This window comes from Burkholderia sp. L-4 (assembly GCF_056856535.1).
This window is the reverse complement of the sequence record NZ_JBXEOX010000003.1, coordinates 88,331-104,461: the sequence shown is the minus strand read 5'-3', so window position 1 is coordinate 104,461 and position 16,131 is coordinate 88,331. Positions and strand designations below refer to the sequence as shown.

The following is a 16,131-nucleotide window of genomic DNA, read 5'->3' as shown; positions in this document are numbered from 1 at the left end:
CTTTACCGCGCGCTGGCGCTGGAGGACACAACGGCCGGGGCGTCAGGTGTCGCCGTTGCCGAAGGGGGCGTGCCGTTGATTTTTACGGTCGCACCGGGCGGAAGACGGTTCTGGCCAGCCATCACCACGATGTCGCCAGGCTTGACGCCTTGGGATACGAGAACCTCCTCCCCGAGCCGGCGGCCGGTGACGACCGGCACGGCAACCGCCTTGCCGACTCCCTGCGCGTCGGCCCCTTTCACGACCACCACGCTGTCACCAGAGGCCGAAGTCTGGATCGCCGTCAGCGGCAATACGATATTGTCGGTCGTGGCAGGCAATACCAGCCGCGCCGTCACGTACATCCCGGGTTTCAGCACCCGGTCGGCATTGGGCAACAGCGCCTGAACGGCCACATTGCGGGTTTCTCCATCGATACGCGGTTCGATGGCGCTAATCCTGGCGGTGAACACCCTCCCCGGCACAGCATCCACCGTGACCTGAACCGGTGCGCCCGACGTCAGCCTGGGCATGTCCTGCTGCGGCAACGTGAAGTTGACATAGAGCGGGTCGAGCTGGGTCAGCGTGGCGATCGCGTCACCGGCATTGAGATACTGACCCAGGTTGATCCGTCGGATACCTAACTGACCGGAGAACGGCGCGCGAATCGCCTTTTGCTGAATGCGTGCGTCCAGTTGCCGGACTGCCGCGGCAGTCTGGGCAGCGTCCGCCTTATGTTGTTCGAGCAATTCGCGCGGTTCCGCGCCGGTAGGTGCCAACGCTTGCGAACGCCTGAGTTGCAACTGGGCGAAATCGGCTTTGGCCACGGCGGCGGCACGATCCGCTTGTTCGGGGGCATCGTAGAGCTGAATCAGCACCGCCCCTTCCTTCACGGACTGGCCTGCGTTGAAATTGACGGCGGTCACCCGCCCCGAGGTATCGGGAGCCAGCAGCACTTCATGCACGGCTTGCAGGCTGCCAACGGCCTGCCACTCGTCGGCCACACTGCGTGGCGCCGCGCGGATCGTCGAGACAGGCATCGGCGGCATGGCCTGTTGTTCCGCGCCGCCGCTTCGAACAGCGCGCCAGGCATACAGCAGGCCGAAGACCACGGCCAGCCCAACAACGCTTATGACAATGGGTTTGGTACGGGAGAGAGCGGCGGTGCTCATGCGCGCCCCGCTTGAGCAAAGGGGCTCGAGATGGCGCTTGAACGGCCGCGCATGGCCGATCTACCGATGATATGTGAGTGCACGGGTATTCCTCGGGAAGGACGAAGTACTCGGCCGGCCAGAGAACAGGCATGGCAGGCCACGATGAGGCGCAGCCTACCCGTGCAGCCACACTTCTACATTGCGAAATCTAGTCAATTTATTTCGCAATACGGCCATCTCGATGGAAAGACATCCACTTGGCCTGATTGAACAAGGAATTGGCCAAATCTCGCTACGGAGGTGTGTCGGCGAATCGGTAAATTGACGGTCCAGATAATGCAAATGAGTCTCGTTTAATGTCTAGCACGCCTCATATTGAAGGGCAATGCGCGGTACGTCGCTCTCCCTTTCATCAATCCCTTGGCAGAAGTTCAGGCTCGATCGACGCGATGCGCGAAAGGCTCCCGGCGTGTGGCTTCCGTACCGTCCGACATACATTGCTCAACGCAACGATTGCCGCAGCCGTCGCCGTCGCTGCTCCGGACGTGTTCGCTACCGAGGGAAAGCAAGCGCAATCAACCACTGAGTCGCCGGATAGCGGCACGTCGGCATCGAGCGCAGAGAGCACCGTCCTTGAGCCCGTCACGGTCACCGCCCGGAAAACGACCGAACGCCTTCAGGATGTGCCTGAAAGCATCACGGTTCTGCAAGCGAAGACCTTGAAGGAATCGCCCTTCGATCCAGGTGTGGCTATCGCCGGCCATTCGCCCAATGTGCAATGGGTCAGCCGCGCCACAGGCTCCCAGTGGTTCTCGATTCGCGGTGTCAGTTCACTTGGGACGCCTGCCAACTACGCCGATGGCACGATCGCATTCAATGTCGATGGTGTGCCGAACAGCATGATGAGCGCGTCGAACATGTTGCTCGACGTCGACCATATCGAAGTGCTGCGCGGTCCCCAAGGCACGCTATGGGGAACCAATGCGCTGGGTGGCGCCATCAACGTTGTCACGAAGCAGCCTGACGGAACTCGGGATGTTCACGTGACAACCGAGGTCGGCGAACACGGCTATCGCATGGGCGAGGCAGTTCTTGGCGGCAATATCGTGCCCGGACAACTTGACGGACGGATGGCGATCCGTTACGGCCACGAGAATGGCGATATACGCAGCCTATACACCGACAAGCTGGGCAAGCGCGACATCGGTGCATTCCGTGGAGGACTACGCTTCACGGGGCTGGACGACACGCTCATCACAGTGACGGGCAACTATCTGCATGATCAGGCCAACTCCCCGCTCTATATCCTGCGTAGCGCCAGTCAGTTTCCGACCAGTGGCATCCTGACCGAGCCGGACTTGAAGACAACGCAAGCGGGCGCCACCGTGACCGTCGAGCATTTTTTCAAGAATTTCCAGCTCACTTCCATCAGTTCCTACCAGCACAACAAGCTGGAAAGCGAACTCGATCTCGTGGACAAACTTGTCTATGACGCGATCGGGTTTCCCGCATCCAGTAACGTGGGCCACTCGACGGATCAGGAGAACATCTTCAGCCAGGAGATTCGGCTGAATTCAATCGAGGGTGCCCCGGTTCGCTGGGTCGTCGGTGCCAGTGCCATGCGAACCAACGGCATACGCTGGTGCAGCAGTACGCAGTGCGCGCCGCCTCCGTATTCCGGCTCAGTCGCGATGAAAAGCAATCTCGACACGACCAATCTAGGACTGTTCGGGGACGTTTCGATCCCCTTTGCGAACCGCTGGGAGTTCTCGATCGGCGGTCGGGTAAGCCATGACAATATCGAGATGAAGCAGGACAACTCCCTGGGCCTCGCTTCGCTGACCGGCTCCAACTCCACGTCGCAAACCTATCCGACAGGTCGGGTAGCCCTGTCCTTCAAGTGGACGAACGACATTCAAAGCTACGTGTCGGTGGCTCGTGGTCACGCGTCACGGGTGTACCCGCTCTTTAGCTATCCGGTCGATGGCATCGTGGGCAACCCCTATCCGGCCGCTTTGGGGTGGACTTACGAAGCGGGCGTCAAGGCCGATCTTCTTGACCATCGTCTTCAGATCGATGCCAGCGTCTATCACAACGACATCAAGAACGGTGTCATGTCCTATCTCGATCCTTCGCTTGGCGCCTTTCGGACGACATACCAGGACTACAAGACCAGTGGTTTCGAGTTGCAGGCGCGCGCGCTCGTCGCTGAAGGCTTGAGCTTCTCCGGGGGCGTCGGCTACATCCATAGCGAACTCGGCGCCAACGGCGCCGCGGTCAATACGGTCACCGGCAATGCCGTTCCGAACACACCGAATTGGACGGCGACGGCCGGGCTGCAATACGAAACCTCAGCCAAGGCAATTCATTTGCCGGGCACGCTCTCCGCCGACCTTCAATACCAATATACCGGCAAGCGCACCGCAGATATCGACAAATCTTATTACCTTGACGCCTATAGCCTGGTGAATGCCCGGATTGGATGGAAGAACAAGGATCTCGAAGTCTATCTGTTCGGCCGCAATCTTTTCGACAAACGCTATGAAACCTTCGGCAACCTGTTCAACGGCATGCAACTGGTTTCGGTCGGTCGCGGCCGCACCTTGGGGGCAGGCCTGACAAAAAACTTTTGATTGCCGCCAGGATGGGCATCTCGTCATCTAGCCGCCGCAGCTCATCATCTGAGTACGTTACTGACCTGATCTTGAAACGCTCACCTCGGATTGGAAAGATTCGGAATGGTTCATGGCATATCTCGCCGATTTGTTGATTCCTTCTCGCGACCGGACCCGTTCAATCAGGTCTCTCGTTGTTGATGCCCAAGCAGAACTGATCCACCTCGACGCGGCGCTGAAATGGATCAACTTACGGCAGGATCCGAAGGTCGACGCGGGCATCCCCAACGCGGCGTTCTACGCGACCGCGAACAAGGCTGCCCGCCAGTACGTGAAGCCGGCCGTCGCGCGCGATCCGTTGGTGTATCCGGCCGACGAGGTGCCGGGCAGGATGACGCGGCTCAAGCCGATGCCGCACGAGATTCGCCGGCTGCGGAACCGGCTGTGGGCGCGGTTGAAAACGGGACGTGGACGGCACCGAACCGTGCCTGCGGCCGCGTGCGCCGCAGGCACGCCCGCATCGAAAGCGCAACCCGCCGCCGTCGAAGCCGCTCGCGCGAGCTATCTCGTCGCCCGCGCGCGCTCCGCCGCAAACGCCGCCTCCACGAACCGGATCACGTCGTCGAGCGATGACGTGCATACGGCATCGACCGCGAGCGCCTGAAACGCGCCGTCCGGCCCGAAGCAGACGAGCGGCTTGCGCCAGTGTTGCGCCAGCGAGATTTCCTGCGCCGTGCCGGGCCCACCCGGCAACGCGACGATCAGGTCGCTGCTCAACACGTTCACGTGGTTGCGGTTGATCGTGTGCGGATCGGCATCGGGTTCGCGGCGCGGCAGCGGCGTGAGGATCGGGATGTCGACGAATGGATGCGGATAGCCGTCGAGCGGCACGAAACCCGCGACCGGATCGGCCTGCGTCGGCAGGATGCCGATCGACCGGCCGGCCCGCCCCGGCACGCCGGCGAACGCGCGCGCGACGGCCAGCATCACGCCCTGCCCGCCGCCCGTCAGCAGATTGAAGCCGGCCTGTGCGAGCCATGCGCCGAGCGGCTCCGAAAACGCCAGCCACGGCTCCTTGCCCGAGCCCATCACGCCGATCGTCCTGTTCTTCTGTTGCATCGTGGTTTCCGGTGAAATCGTCGCGGTGCGCGCGAGCGCCACGCTCATTCGAGTTCGACGCCCTTGAGCTCAGGAATCAGGAACAACGTCGCGACCATGTCGAGCACGTAGAGCCCGGCGAGCAGCGCGATGGCCGTCTGGAACGCGTAGTGCGCGGCGAGCGCGCCGACCGCGACCGGGCCGAAGCCGCCGACCGCGCGGCCGATATTCCACAGCACGTTCTGCGCGGTGGCGCGCGCGGCCGTCGGATAACCTTCCGACATCAGCGTCCCGTAGCCGCCGACCATCCCGTTGACGAACAGGCCCATCAGCGCGCCGGCCCACAGCATCGCCGTCGGGTCCGTCAGCCGCGCATACGCGATGACCGTGACGACCGAACCGAGCTGGTACAGCAGGAACGTCGGCTTGCGCCCGATGCGGTCGGCCAGCTGCCCGAACACCCACACGCCGATCATCATCCCGACGACCGTCGCCGCCGTCCACAGCCCCGACTTCGTCAGTGAGAAGCCCATCTGCTTCGACAGGAAGGTCGGCAGCCAGATCATGATCCCGTAGTAGCCGAAGTTCTGGACCGAACAGAGGATCACGATGCCGAGACTCGTGCGCGCGGTGCGGCCGTCGGCGACGAGCATGCGGAACGCATTGGACGTCGGCTGCGTCGCGCGCTGCACGAACGCTGCCGGCTCGTGCAGCTTGTTGCGCATCGCCCACGCGAGCAGCGCGGGCAGCACGCCGACCAGGAACATGCCGCGCCAGCCGATGTGGAGCAGCAGGAGCGGCGTCAGCAGCGCGGCCAGCAGCACGCCGGCCTGCCAGCCGAGCGCGACGTAGCACGACACGCGGGCGCGCTTGCTCGCCGGCCACGCTTCCGCCGCGAGCGCCATGCCGATCCCGAACTCGCCGCCCAGCCCGATGCCCGCGATGGTGCGGTAGGCCAGCAGATCCCAGAAGCCGCGCGCGAACGCGCACAGGCCGGTGAAGATCGCGAACAGCAGGATCGTCCAGGTCAGCACGCGCACGCGCCCGTAGCGGTCGCTCAGCGCGCCGAACAGGATGCCGCCCGCGACCGCGCCGATCAGCGTCCACGTGACGAGCGCGCCGCCCTGCCCGGGCGTCAGTTGCAGCGCCGCCGTGATCGCCGGCAGCATGAAGCCGAGGATCAGCAGGTCGAAGCCGTCCATCGCATAACCGATCGCCGACCCGGCCAGCGCTTTCCACGCGTACGACCCGACCTGCTCCACGCGCGGGGCCGACGAGCCGTCGAGCGTCGAAGATTTCATGTTTGCTGCCATGGTGTCCTGCCACGAATGTCCGGCGACATTCTAAGGCCTGTGTGCGCCGACGACGGGCGCGGGCGCGCATCGGCGCCGCTGCCGCAACGGCAAGCGGGACATGGCAGGCAAGGCGGGAAAACGGAGGAAACGTCGATCCGGTGTCGGCGGCGAGGCCGGCGATGTCGCGGCCAGGCCGGACACCGGATGAAAAAGATTGACGGACGGGGGTTACCGGCGGGCCTGCCGGCCCGAGCCGGACGGCGCCGCGCCGCCGGGCGGCTCGACCGGCTTCAGCCCTGGTCGTCGCCGGGCCACCAGGCCTTGGCCTCGCGGTCGACGGCGAGCGATTCGAGATCCTTGCCTTCGAGCCATTTCGGCCGCGGGCCGCGCCCCGACCACGAGCGGCCGGTCGTCGGATCGTAGTACTTGGCAGGCGCCTTGCGTTTTCGCTGGACGATGTAGCCGAGCGCGCTCAACACTTCCTGCTGCGAAATGCCCAACAGCTCGACTTGCTCCTTGAATGCCGCGAGCGCGGCCTGCTTCTCCTTCTGCTTCGCATCCGACAGCTTGATGTTCAGGTCCCGAAGTTGTGCTTCGAGTTCCTGCAGGGCCTGGGTCATGTATTCATCCTCTTTGGGCATGTTTTTGCAAAAAACTCCGATGGTCGAACCTATCACGAAGTTCCGCCGATCGGTGCTGTCAAATATGTGAATCGTCCGCCCGAGCCGGCATGCTTTGCGCGATGCGCACTAAACGACGTCGCGCGTCATTGACAGGCAGGACCGGGCCGGCGTCGCGCACGAACAGGCACGGCGAACGGCTGCGGCAAGTCAGGCGCCGCCCCTGGCACGGGTGCGGCATGGCGCGAATGATAGCAGTGCGCGACATCGTATTGCAGAAGTCGCGTAACGGAATCGATGCGCAGCGAGCGGCTTACCGCCCGGCGTCGTGCGCACCCCAGGCGATCCGGTCGAACAGCGCGCGCAGCTTCGCGCCGCGTGCCGCATTCAGCGCGGCGGCATGCGCGACGCGCCCGGCGAGATGCGCGCGGAAATCCGGATGCGCGTCCCGATTCTGCGAGGCCGGGCCGTGCCGGATGCAGTTGGTCAGGATGGCCTTCAGCCGATCGAACTCGTCGCGCGCCAGATTCGGATGACGATTGACGACCACGCCGGCCAGTTGCTGTCGCGCCCCGCGCCGCATCACGCGCGTCTTGCGCAGTTGCAGCGCGAAGCCCTCCTCGAGCGCGATCGCGGCAACCCTGATTTGCAGCCGCTCGATGTCGCGCGCAAGCGCGCCGCCGCCCGAGAACGCGAGATCGTCCGCATAGCGCGTGTAGGTCGCGTCGAGCGAACGCGCGAGCGCGGCGAGCCGCATGTCGAACCGGAATGCGCTCAGGTTCGCGAGCGCCGGCGACGTCGGCGCGCCCTGCGGGAGATGCCGTTCGCGATAGCGCTGGCGGCCGATCCAGTCGAACCGGTCGCGCAGGTCCGGCGCGAGCAGCCGCGCGGAGGGCACGCGATTCGTGCACAACCCGGTGAGCGTGCGCGCGACTTCGACCGGATACCCGAGCGTGGCGAACAGCGCATGGACGCGTGCGGCGCGTACCGACACGAAGAAATCCGCGAGATCGAAGCGGACGACGACATCGCGGCCGGCATGCGGCGCCGCGAACGACACGATCCCGTGCCCCTTGCGAAAACCGTGCACCGCGCCGTGCGGCGCAATGCGATCGAGCAACCCGTGCAGGATGCGGCGCTGTGCCTCGCGCAGCCTTCCCTTCGGGATCTCGACCAGCCGGCACCCGCCGCTGCGCTTGTCGACCGCGACGTACGTGTAGTGATGCAGCGGCGTGGCGCCGCTGCGCGCGTCGACGCGCCAGTGGTCGGACAGCCAGTCGAGCGCCGGCACGCTCACGCCGAGCCAGTCGGCGAGATCGCCGGGCGTCGCCCATGGCGGTACCTCGCAGCCGGCGAGCGGCGCCGGCAACGGCCGCTGGACCGGCGGCCGCCGCACGACGCGGATCACGGCCGGCCGAGGGTCGCCATACCACGCGCGCACGAATCCGGGCGCCTCGGCCACGACGGCCGCAAGTGCATCGATGGCGGTGTCGGCCCAATGCGCGCCGAAGCGCGCGAGCGATGCATCCGCGACTTCATCTGCCCAGACCGGCGCGCCGCCGAGCACGGCCGCCATCCGCGCGACGACGCCGTCGCGTTCGGGCGAACCGGCGAGCATCGCCTCGGCAATCGTGCGGGTCGTGTCGCGCAGGGATGCATGCATGGCCGGGAATGGGCGAGAATGGGCGGGACGATGAGTCAACGTGGCTGGTGCTGCGAGGGGAGGCGTTGCGCCGCGCGCAACCGGGCCCCTTGCGACGCATCGGTGTGTCGATCCGATCCACGGGGTAGCCCCGTGGTCCTGGAACATCGACTGCCTGTTCCGGGTGTGTGCTTGACCCACCGGCCCGCGTCGCGACTGTAATGGGCGCACGCGCCGGGTGTCAAATCAGGGGGACGACGCGCGATAGGCGGCGGGCCGAGCACGTCGCCGGCCCGCGTGCCTCACCCCGTTGCCGCGCTTACACGCCCCGCGCGAACAGCGCGCTGTATGCGATCGGCGCCACGCCGATACCGGCCATGCCGTTCAGCATCGTCGCCCAGGTCGCGTCGGCCACGCTCACCGGAAACGACCGCACGTGATTGGCGAGCAGCCAGAAGGTCCGCGTCATGCCGTCGCTCATCGCGACTTCGTACCCGCTTCCCGCAGGCCAGTAGCCGACCGGCGGCAGCGCCACCGGCGCCTCTCGGCCGCCCCTGAACCCGGCGGCGGCCATTGCGAACTTGCCGTCGAGCGGCATGGCCCGGCGCGGTACGCAGTCCTGCGAATCCTGTTTCGGGAATGCGGGGCTCGTTTCGAGCCAGCGGCGATAGAACGCGTCGGCTTCGAGATGGACGACGAAACGCTCCACCCCGGCCGGCTCGGCCGCCAGATAGCAGTCGGCCTGACCGGGCACGGGAACGCGCCAGATCGCGCGCCGTCGGCCGGTGCGCAAGGGTTGAAGCGGGTCCGGATCCGCGCAAGTCGCGCGCGCGGTCGAGTCCGTTACGAAGACGTGTCAGCATGGGCCCTCTCTTTCTCTCTCGATTTGTTCGAATGAGTCAGGGAATGTGGCGCGATCCGCGCCATCGCTGCCGGTTTGCCCGGTGCCCCGACGCTCCCGACTGGGTCGGGAACCCGCGCAGTGTATCGCCTTTCGATGACGGCACGACAGCGCATGCCGCCCTCTGCCGGTGGGTGCGGATCACGCGCCCCGTCGAACGAAAACCCGCTTCGTCCCGGGCTTTCCGCGCCGGTGGCACGGCCCGCCGCAGCACATCGTCGACGGCCTTACGGAATCGGCGGCGCGCCGCGCAGGACCGTGCGCAAGGCCACGTCGAACGGCGTCGCGTGGTCGATGCCGAGCGCGCGCAGGCTCGACGCGTCCAGATGGCAATCGTATGGGCGCGGCGTCGCGTCGGTCGGCTGCTCGATCGGCGTGAGCGACGCGGCGACGCCGAGCGCGGCGGCGATCCGTTGCGCGATCTCGTATTTCGTCATCGGCTCGTCGCCGGACCAGTGACGGATGCCCGTGACCGTCCGGCCCGACAGGTGACACAGCGTCAGGTCGCGGATCACGTCCGCCACGTCCGGCGTGTAGGTCGGATAGCGGATCGCCCAGGCGTCCATGCCGACCGCTTGCGCGCCCGTGCGCGCCGATGCCGCGGTCGCCGGGACGAGGCTCGTGACCGCCGATTCGCTCCAGTCGGCGATCGGGCCGTAGAGCAATGGCAGGCGCAGCACGCAGGACAGCGACGACGCGGCGAGCAGCGCCGCCTCGCCTTCGAGCTTGGTGCGGCCGTAGATGTTCAGCGGGTTCGGTGCCGCGTCTTCACGGTACGGGGCGGCCTTGCCGTCGAACACGTAGTCCGTGGAAATGCCGAGCGTCCATGCGCCGTATCGGGCAGCCAGCGCGCCGACGCGGGCCGGCGCGTCGACGTTGATCGCGCGGGCGGCGGCCGGGTCGCGTTCGCAGATATCGGGCCGGCGTTCGGCCGCGCAGAGGATGACGGCGGCCGGCCGGTGGGTCGCGAACGCCTGCTCGAGGGCCGGCTGGTCGAGGACGTCGAGCAGCGCGAGGTTTTCCGGCGGCAGCGCGAGCAGTCTTGCGCCAGCGGTGTGCGGGTTACGGCGGGTCGCGATCAGGTTCAGCGACGGTTCGCGGGCGAGGGAGGCGGCGACGGCTCGGCCGAGCAGGCCGGAGGCGCCGATGAGGAGGATGGTGGGGAGTTCGGTCGGTGACGTCGTGCTTGGCATCGGGAACGGATGGCTTCGAGGTTTGGAAGCATGAGGTTACAACGAGTACCCGGATGCCATTCTCGAAAATTCGGATGCCTGCGCTGCCGGCCCGCGGTTCCGTGCAATGCCTGCGGCCGCGAACGGGGGCCGCAAAAGTCCGCAACAAACAAGGCCCGGCGCACCTCGGTGCACCGGGCCCATGAGACCGGGCAAAACTTCGCCCTGCGTTACTTCCGGTCCACCGAGTACCGCCCCGGCCCGGTCAGCGCGAGCAACAGCAACCCGCCGATGATGCTCACGTTCTTGTAGAAGTTGATCATCGCCATGTACTGCTCCATCCCCTGCAGCGCCCAGTAGCGATGGCCGATCAGCGCGGTCGCGAGCGTATAGGCGGCGAACACCAGCGCGAGCGGACGCGTGTAGAAGCCGATCGCGATCAGCACGCCGCCGGCCAGTTCGACCGCCACCGCGATCGCGGCCGCCAGTTCGGGCGCCGGGTTCCCCGTCGACGCCATGTACGCGACCGTGCCCGAGAAGCCGGTCAGCTTCTGCCAGCCGAACAGCACGAACAGGATCATCATCAACACGCGAGCCGCCAGCAGCAGCTCGTCCTTCCTCGATTCCAGCGAAACGTAACGCATAACAATCACCCTTGAATTGACGGTTTGATGCGGCCGCCGCCGACGCACGCCGAAGCGGCGCGCGTGGCCGGCAACGGACCACGCCTCGCCCAACCGGATCGCCGGCCGATACCGTGGCCGGTTGCCGAAGAATCCGTCCGGTCGCGCCGTTCGCGGCGCGCCGCGAACCGGTTCTGGCGAAGCACGGGTGCAGTCTACTGTCTCGCTGCAAATCATCAATCCGTCAAAATATGATTTGCCGTCTCGATTTAGTGGACAATTGAGTCAAACAAGGGCTTGCTAAGCATCAAGGTGCGTGCAAAACGGCACGGCAAGCGGTGACGCCGGGCCGCACATGCGGCCCGAATGCATCGCCCGACCCGCCACCCCGGGCGCCTACGCCGCGATCCGCCGGCGGAAATGCTCGGTTCCCGCGACGATCTTGTCGAGCACCGCGTCGAGCGCCCAGAATCGCTCGCGCACGTCGTAGTCGATCGCACGGCACTTGATCGACCCGAACGTGCCGATCCGCTGATGGTAGAGCTTCGCGAGTGCCGGGTAGCCGAGCGCCTCCGACACCGCCGACACGACCAGGAACGTCGACAGTTCGTCGGCCAGCGCCGGATTCGTATCGCCTTGCGTGCGCAACCACCGGTAGAGGTCCGGGTGGAAATTGGTGAACACGCCATTGAAGCCGGCGGACCCGGCCTTCATCGCGTCCCACGCAATCGCGGCGTTGGCGTTCAGGATCTTCAGCGGCGATCCCGCGGCGATCCCGACACGCCGCTTCACCGTCTCGAGATCGCAGCTCACGTCCTTGAGCATCACGAACCGGCCCGTGTCGATGCACGCACGCAGTTCGTCATCCGAGAGGAGCCGCCGGTAAGGGGCCGGACATTCGTACAGGCCGAGCGGAAGATCCGACGGCAGTCGCGCGAGCAGCCGGTGCAGATGATCGAGCAACGCGGCGCTGCCCTTGCGCTGCGGATCGAGGCGGTTGGTCACGAGCACGACGCCCTGCGCGCCCGATTCGGCCGCCGCGCACAATTCGGCGACCTGCGCATCGAGATCGTCGCTGATGTGCCCGGACGCGACGACGGGCACCCGGCCGGCCACCCGATCGACCACGAAACGCGCGAGTTCCGCGCGTTCGGCCAGGCTCAGGAACTGCATCTCGCTCGATTGCGCGACCGCGAACAACGCATCCGAGCCGTGTGCCAGATACCATTCGATGAGCCGTTCGAGCCCGGCGTAGTCGATCGCGCCGGCGTCGTCGAACGGCGTCAGCATCACCGGCACGATCCCCTCGATGGTCACGTTCGATTGCTGCGGGTGTTGCATCTGTTTCTCCTTGCTTCAGTGAATGCGGGGGGCAGGCCGCGGGTCATGCCGGCAACGGTCCGGGCGCGGCGTTCGCGGCCTGCTCGGGAATCGGCTTGCGCACCAGCAGCAGGTACGCCATCGCACCGGTGAACGCAATCGCCGCGGCCGTCAGCAGCGCCGGCACGAACGACCACTTCTGCGCAATGATGCCCGTCAGGATCGGCGCAAGCGCGCCGCCGATGAAACCGCCGAAATTCTGGATCGCGCCGAGCGACGCGATGCGGCTCGGCGGCGCGGCCGCCGTCGCGAGCGCCCACGAGCTGGCCGACGCGGCGTTCGCGAGAAAGATCACGACCGATATGCATGCGAGCGCAACCGTGTTGCTCTGCACGAGCGCGGCCGGGATCGTGAACGCGACCATCCCGAGCATCGCGACCACCACCGCGTTGCGTCGGCTCACGACCGGCGAACGGCTGCGGCGCGTGACCAGGTCCGACAGCCAGCCGGCGACCAGCGAACCGACGAACCCGCACAGAAACGGCACCGACGCGGCGAAGCCGGTGCGGATCAGGCTCATGTGCCGCTCCATCGTCAGGTAGCCCGGCAGCCAGGTCAGGTAGACCCAGTTCAGGTACACGGATCCGAAGAAGCCGATCAGCATCCCCCAGGTCGTGCCGTGCGAGAACAGGCTGCGCCAATCGGCGAAGGTCAGTTTCGGCGCCGCGGCCACGTTTTGCGCGTCGGCATCGAGATAGCTGCGCTCGGCGGCGGACAGTTGCGCACGCACCGGATCGCGATACAGCGCGAACCAGACGACCGCGACGACGAGACCGAGCGCACCGGTCACGATGAACGCCCAGCGCCAGTTGAACGATGCCACGAGAATCGACAGCAGCAACGGCGCCAGCGCGGTGCCGAGCGGCGACGCGGCGTTGAAAATGCCGGTCGGCGTGCCGCGCGCACGCAGCGGAAACCAGTTGCTCACCACGCGCGCGGCCGACGGAAACTGCGGCGCCTCGCCGATACCAAGCACGATGCGCGCGACGATGAACCAGCCGAAGGTCGACACGATGCCGCCCGCCGCCTGCGCGAACGACCAGACGATCAGCCCGATGCCGAGCAGCCGGCGCGGGCCGATCCGGTCGACGAGGCCGCCCACCGGAAACTGGCACAGCGCATAGCTCCACGAGAACGCGGACAGCAGCAGCCCCATCTGCGCGAGCGACAGGCCGAGATCGCCGCGGATCGCCGAACTCGCGACGGCCAGCGTGCCGCGATCGAGGTAGTTGACGATCCCGCTCGCCATCAACAGCGCGAGCGCGATGCGTTGTCCGCGCCGGATGCGTGGCGGTGCGGGCGGAACAGGTTGGTTTTCGTTCATGTCGGTTGTCTCCATGTCACTGGTGTCGGCCGGTGATGGCCGTTCCGTCGTATGCGGAATTCAGGTATCCCCGCGCATGACTTCGTCACGCGTCGGGATCGAGGTTTGCGCGCCGTGGCGCGTGACGCTGATGGCCGCCGCGCGCTGGCCGAAGCCGATCGCATCGTCCATCGATGCGCCGCCGGCGCGGGCGGCCGCGAACCCGCCGACGAACGTGTCGCCGGCCGCGGTCGTATCGACGGCCACCACCGTCATCGCCCGATGCCGGCCGTTCCCCGCGCTGCCGCGCCAGCAGACGCCGCGCGCGCCGAGCGTGACCAGCACGTTGCCGACGCCCTTCGCGCACAACGCATCGGCCGCGCGCACGGCCGACGCGTCGTCGCCGACGGCGATGCCGGTCAGCGACTCGGCCTCGGTTTCGTTGACGACGAGATAGTCGACCCGTGCCAGCAACGCGTCGGACAGCGGCTGCGCGGGCGCCGGATTGAGCAGCACCGGTGTGTGGTGCTCAGTGGCACAGGCAATCGCGCACGCGACGGCGGCAACCGGCACTTCGAGCTGACACACGAGGAGTGCCGCCTCCGCGATCGCGTCGCGCGCCGCGTCGATCCGGCCGGCATCGAGACACGCATTCGCACCGGGCACGACGACGATGCTGTTCGCACCGCCGTCGTCGACGGTGATCGTCGCCACACCGGTCGCCGCCCCGCCGATCCGATGCAGGTGCGTCACGTCGATGCGCTCCGCCGCGAGCGCGCCATGCAGGCGCGCGCCGAACGCGTCGTCGCCGACGCAGCCGATCATCACGACCGATGCGCCCAGGCGCGCGGCCGCGACCGCCTGGTTCGCCCCCTTGCCGCCGTGAACGGTCTGGAATGCCGTGCCGAGCAACGTTTCGCCCGGCACCGGCAGGCGCGACGTGCGTGTGACGAGGTCGATGTTGACGCTGCCGACGACAGCGATACGCGACGAGGCGATGTCGTTCATGCTCGAATGTAACCGCTTACATTTGAGATCGACATAATGGCCGAACAGGCCGTCGTCTCTGAAAATTTCGCGATGCGGGTGAAATCCATGTCTGACATAATACGAAGCAGCAATAAGATAGCGCTTACATTCTCACAGGATCGGATGAGGATGCAAGCGGGACCACCATGAATCGAGGGTAAACAATGACGCGACTGGCAACGCATGCCGCAGGCAGGCCCCGCCCGCCGGGAGACGGCCGATGAGCACGCCCCCGTCCCGCGGCGGCGCGTCGCGCACGCGCCGCGGCAGCGGCCGCTCGGTGCTCGGCGACGTCGCGAAGCTGGCCGGCGTGTCGACCGCGACCGTCTCGCGCGTGTACAACGATCCCGGCAAGGTGTCGGCCGACGTGCAGCAGCGCGTGCGCGACGCGGCGCGCACGCTGAACTGGATTCCGAATGCGGCCGGCCGCGCGCTCGCGTCCACGCGTACCCACATCACCGGCGCGATCATTCCGACGCTCGACGACCAGGTGTTCGCGTCGCAGGTCGCGGGCATGCAGGCGGTCATGGCCGAACACGGCATCACGCTGTTCCTCGGCTGCTCGAACTACGATCCCGCGCAGGCGCTGGCGCAGGTGCGCGCGATGCTGTCGCGCGGCGTGGAAGCCGTGTCGCTGGTCGGCGAAGCGTATCCGCCGGAACTGTTCGAACTCCTCGCGATGCATCGCGTGCCCTACGTGGTCACCTACGCGTATCGCGACGACAGTCCGCACTGCTGCATCGGCTTCGACAACCGCGCGGCGTTCGCGCGGCTCACCACCCACCTGCTCGACCTCGGTCACCGCGATTTCGCGATCATCATGCAGCCGTCGGCGGACAACGACCGCGTACAGGCGCGCCTGCGCGGCATTCACGACACGCTGGCCGCGCACGGCCTCGCCGTGCGCCCCGTGCATCAGCATGAAGGCGCGGCCACGATCGCGTTCGGGCGCGCGAGCCTGCGCGCGATCGCCGGCAGCGACGCGGCGACGCGGCCGACCGCCGTGATCTGCGGCAACGACGCACTCGCGCTCGGTGCGCTGCTCGAGGCGCAGGCGCTCGGCATCGACGTGCCCGCGCAACTGTCGATCACCGGGTTCGACGACATCGCGCTCGCGCGCGAGATCCAGCCGCCGCTGACGACGATGTGGGTCGATACCGACGCAATCGGGCGCCAGGCCGCGCATGCACTGCTCGACGCGCTCGAGAACGGCGCCACGGGGCCCGGCCGGGCCGTGCTGCCCGAGTTGCGCACGCGGGAATCGGTCGCGCCGCCGGCGCCCGTGCGCGCGGCGCGCCGGAAGTGAAGACGTGCCGCGCG

Annotated in this window: 14 protein-coding genes; 3 read left to right on the top strand and 11 right to left on the bottom strand. The window is 66.7% G+C overall.

Translation table 11 applies throughout. From position 1 onward, the window contains the following. Positions 1 to 2: 2 nt before the first annotated feature. Positions 3 to 1,151, bottom strand: a complete 1,149-nt coding sequence (locus AC1VVG_RS31000; RefSeq protein ID WP_034191949.1) for an efflux RND transporter periplasmic adaptor subunit — start codon at positions 1,149 to 1,151, stop codon at positions 3 to 5. Positions 1,152 to 1,630: 479 nt separating this feature from the next. Between AC1VVG_RS31000 and AC1VVG_RS30995 the strand changes: the two genes are divergently transcribed. Next, entirely contained in the window at positions 1,631 to 3,766 is a 2,136-nt protein-coding gene (locus tag AC1VVG_RS30995; RefSeq protein ID WP_482837356.1) for a TonB-dependent receptor, read from the top strand. Between the two features lie 112 nt (positions 3,767 to 3,878). Then, positions 3,879 to 4,412, top strand: a complete 534-nt coding sequence (locus tag AC1VVG_RS30990; RefSeq protein ID WP_069704913.1) for a type 2 periplasmic-binding domain-containing protein — start codon at positions 3,879 to 3,881, stop codon at positions 4,410 to 4,412. Here AC1VVG_RS30990 and AC1VVG_RS30985 read toward each other — a convergent pair. From AC1VVG_RS30985 to rbsK, 10 genes are all read right to left on the bottom strand, one after another. Next, positions 4,310 to 4,915 (bottom strand): SLOG cluster 4 domain-containing protein, encoded by a 606-nt coding sequence (locus AC1VVG_RS30985; protein ID WP_034191952.1) that lies wholly within the window; start codon positions 4,913 to 4,915, stop codon positions 4,310 to 4,312. The genes AC1VVG_RS30990 and AC1VVG_RS30985 overlap by 103 nt on opposite strands. Continuing rightward, complete coding sequence (locus tag AC1VVG_RS30980) at positions 4,912 to 6,159, bottom strand: MFS transporter (protein WP_482837354.1); 1,248 nt, start codon at positions 6,157 to 6,159, stop codon at positions 4,912 to 4,914. Before AC1VVG_RS30980 ends, AC1VVG_RS30985 begins: the two co-directional genes overlap by 4 nt. A gap of 272 nt (positions 6,160 to 6,431) precedes the next feature. After that, positions 6,432 to 6,761, bottom strand: coding sequence for an H-NS histone family protein (locus AC1VVG_RS30975; RefSeq protein WP_034191954.1), 330 nt, complete (start codon positions 6,759 to 6,761; stop codon positions 6,432 to 6,434). A gap of 313 nt (positions 6,762 to 7,074) precedes the next feature. Then, a complete protein-coding gene (locus tag AC1VVG_RS30970) occupies positions 7,075 to 8,424 on the bottom strand; it encodes a reverse transcriptase family protein (RefSeq protein ID WP_482837352.1) in 1,350 nt (449 codons plus the stop codon). A gap of 298 nt (positions 8,425 to 8,722) precedes the next feature. Further along, the gene (locus AC1VVG_RS30965; protein ID WP_482837350.1) at positions 8,723 to 9,157 is read right to left on the bottom strand and encodes a plasmid fertility inhibition factor family protein; all 435 of its coding nucleotides are present in this window, start codon (positions 9,155 to 9,157) and stop codon (positions 8,723 to 8,725) included. Positions 9,158 to 9,531: 374 nt separating this feature from the next. Beyond that, positions 9,532 to 10,497 carry a dTDP-4-dehydrorhamnose reductase family protein gene (locus tag AC1VVG_RS30960; protein WP_200086781.1) on the bottom strand — a complete coding sequence of 322 codons (966 nt, stop codon included), beginning with the start codon at positions 10,495 to 10,497 and terminating at the stop codon, positions 9,532 to 9,534. Positions 10,498 to 10,706: 209 nt separating this feature from the next. Next, a complete protein-coding gene (locus AC1VVG_RS30955) occupies positions 10,707 to 11,120 on the bottom strand; it encodes a DoxX family protein (protein ID WP_034191958.1) in 414 nt (137 codons plus the stop codon). Positions 11,121 to 11,495: 375 nt separating this feature from the next. Then, positions 11,496 to 12,440, bottom strand: a complete 945-nt coding sequence (locus AC1VVG_RS30950; RefSeq protein WP_049036751.1) for a dihydrodipicolinate synthase family protein — start codon at positions 12,438 to 12,440, stop codon at positions 11,496 to 11,498. A 43-nt stretch (positions 12,441 to 12,483) separates the two neighbouring features. After that, positions 12,484 to 13,803 carry an MFS transporter gene (locus tag AC1VVG_RS30945; RefSeq protein WP_482837347.1) on the bottom strand — a complete coding sequence of 440 codons (1,320 nt, stop codon included), beginning with the start codon at positions 13,801 to 13,803 and terminating at the stop codon, positions 12,484 to 12,486. 60 nt (positions 13,804 to 13,863) lie between these two features. Continuing rightward, complete coding sequence (gene rbsK, locus AC1VVG_RS30940) at positions 13,864 to 14,790, bottom strand: ribokinase (protein WP_059562310.1); 927 nt, start codon at positions 14,788 to 14,790, stop codon at positions 13,864 to 13,866. Between the two features lie 241 nt (positions 14,791 to 15,031). On the opposite strand from rbsK, the gene AC1VVG_RS30935 reads away from it, so the two are divergent. After that, positions 15,032 to 16,117: a LacI family DNA-binding transcriptional regulator gene (locus tag AC1VVG_RS30935; protein ID WP_034191961.1), complete on the top strand. Its 1,086-nt coding sequence runs from the start codon at positions 15,032 to 15,034 to the stop codon at positions 16,115 to 16,117. Positions 16,118 to 16,131 lie beyond the last annotated feature (14 nt).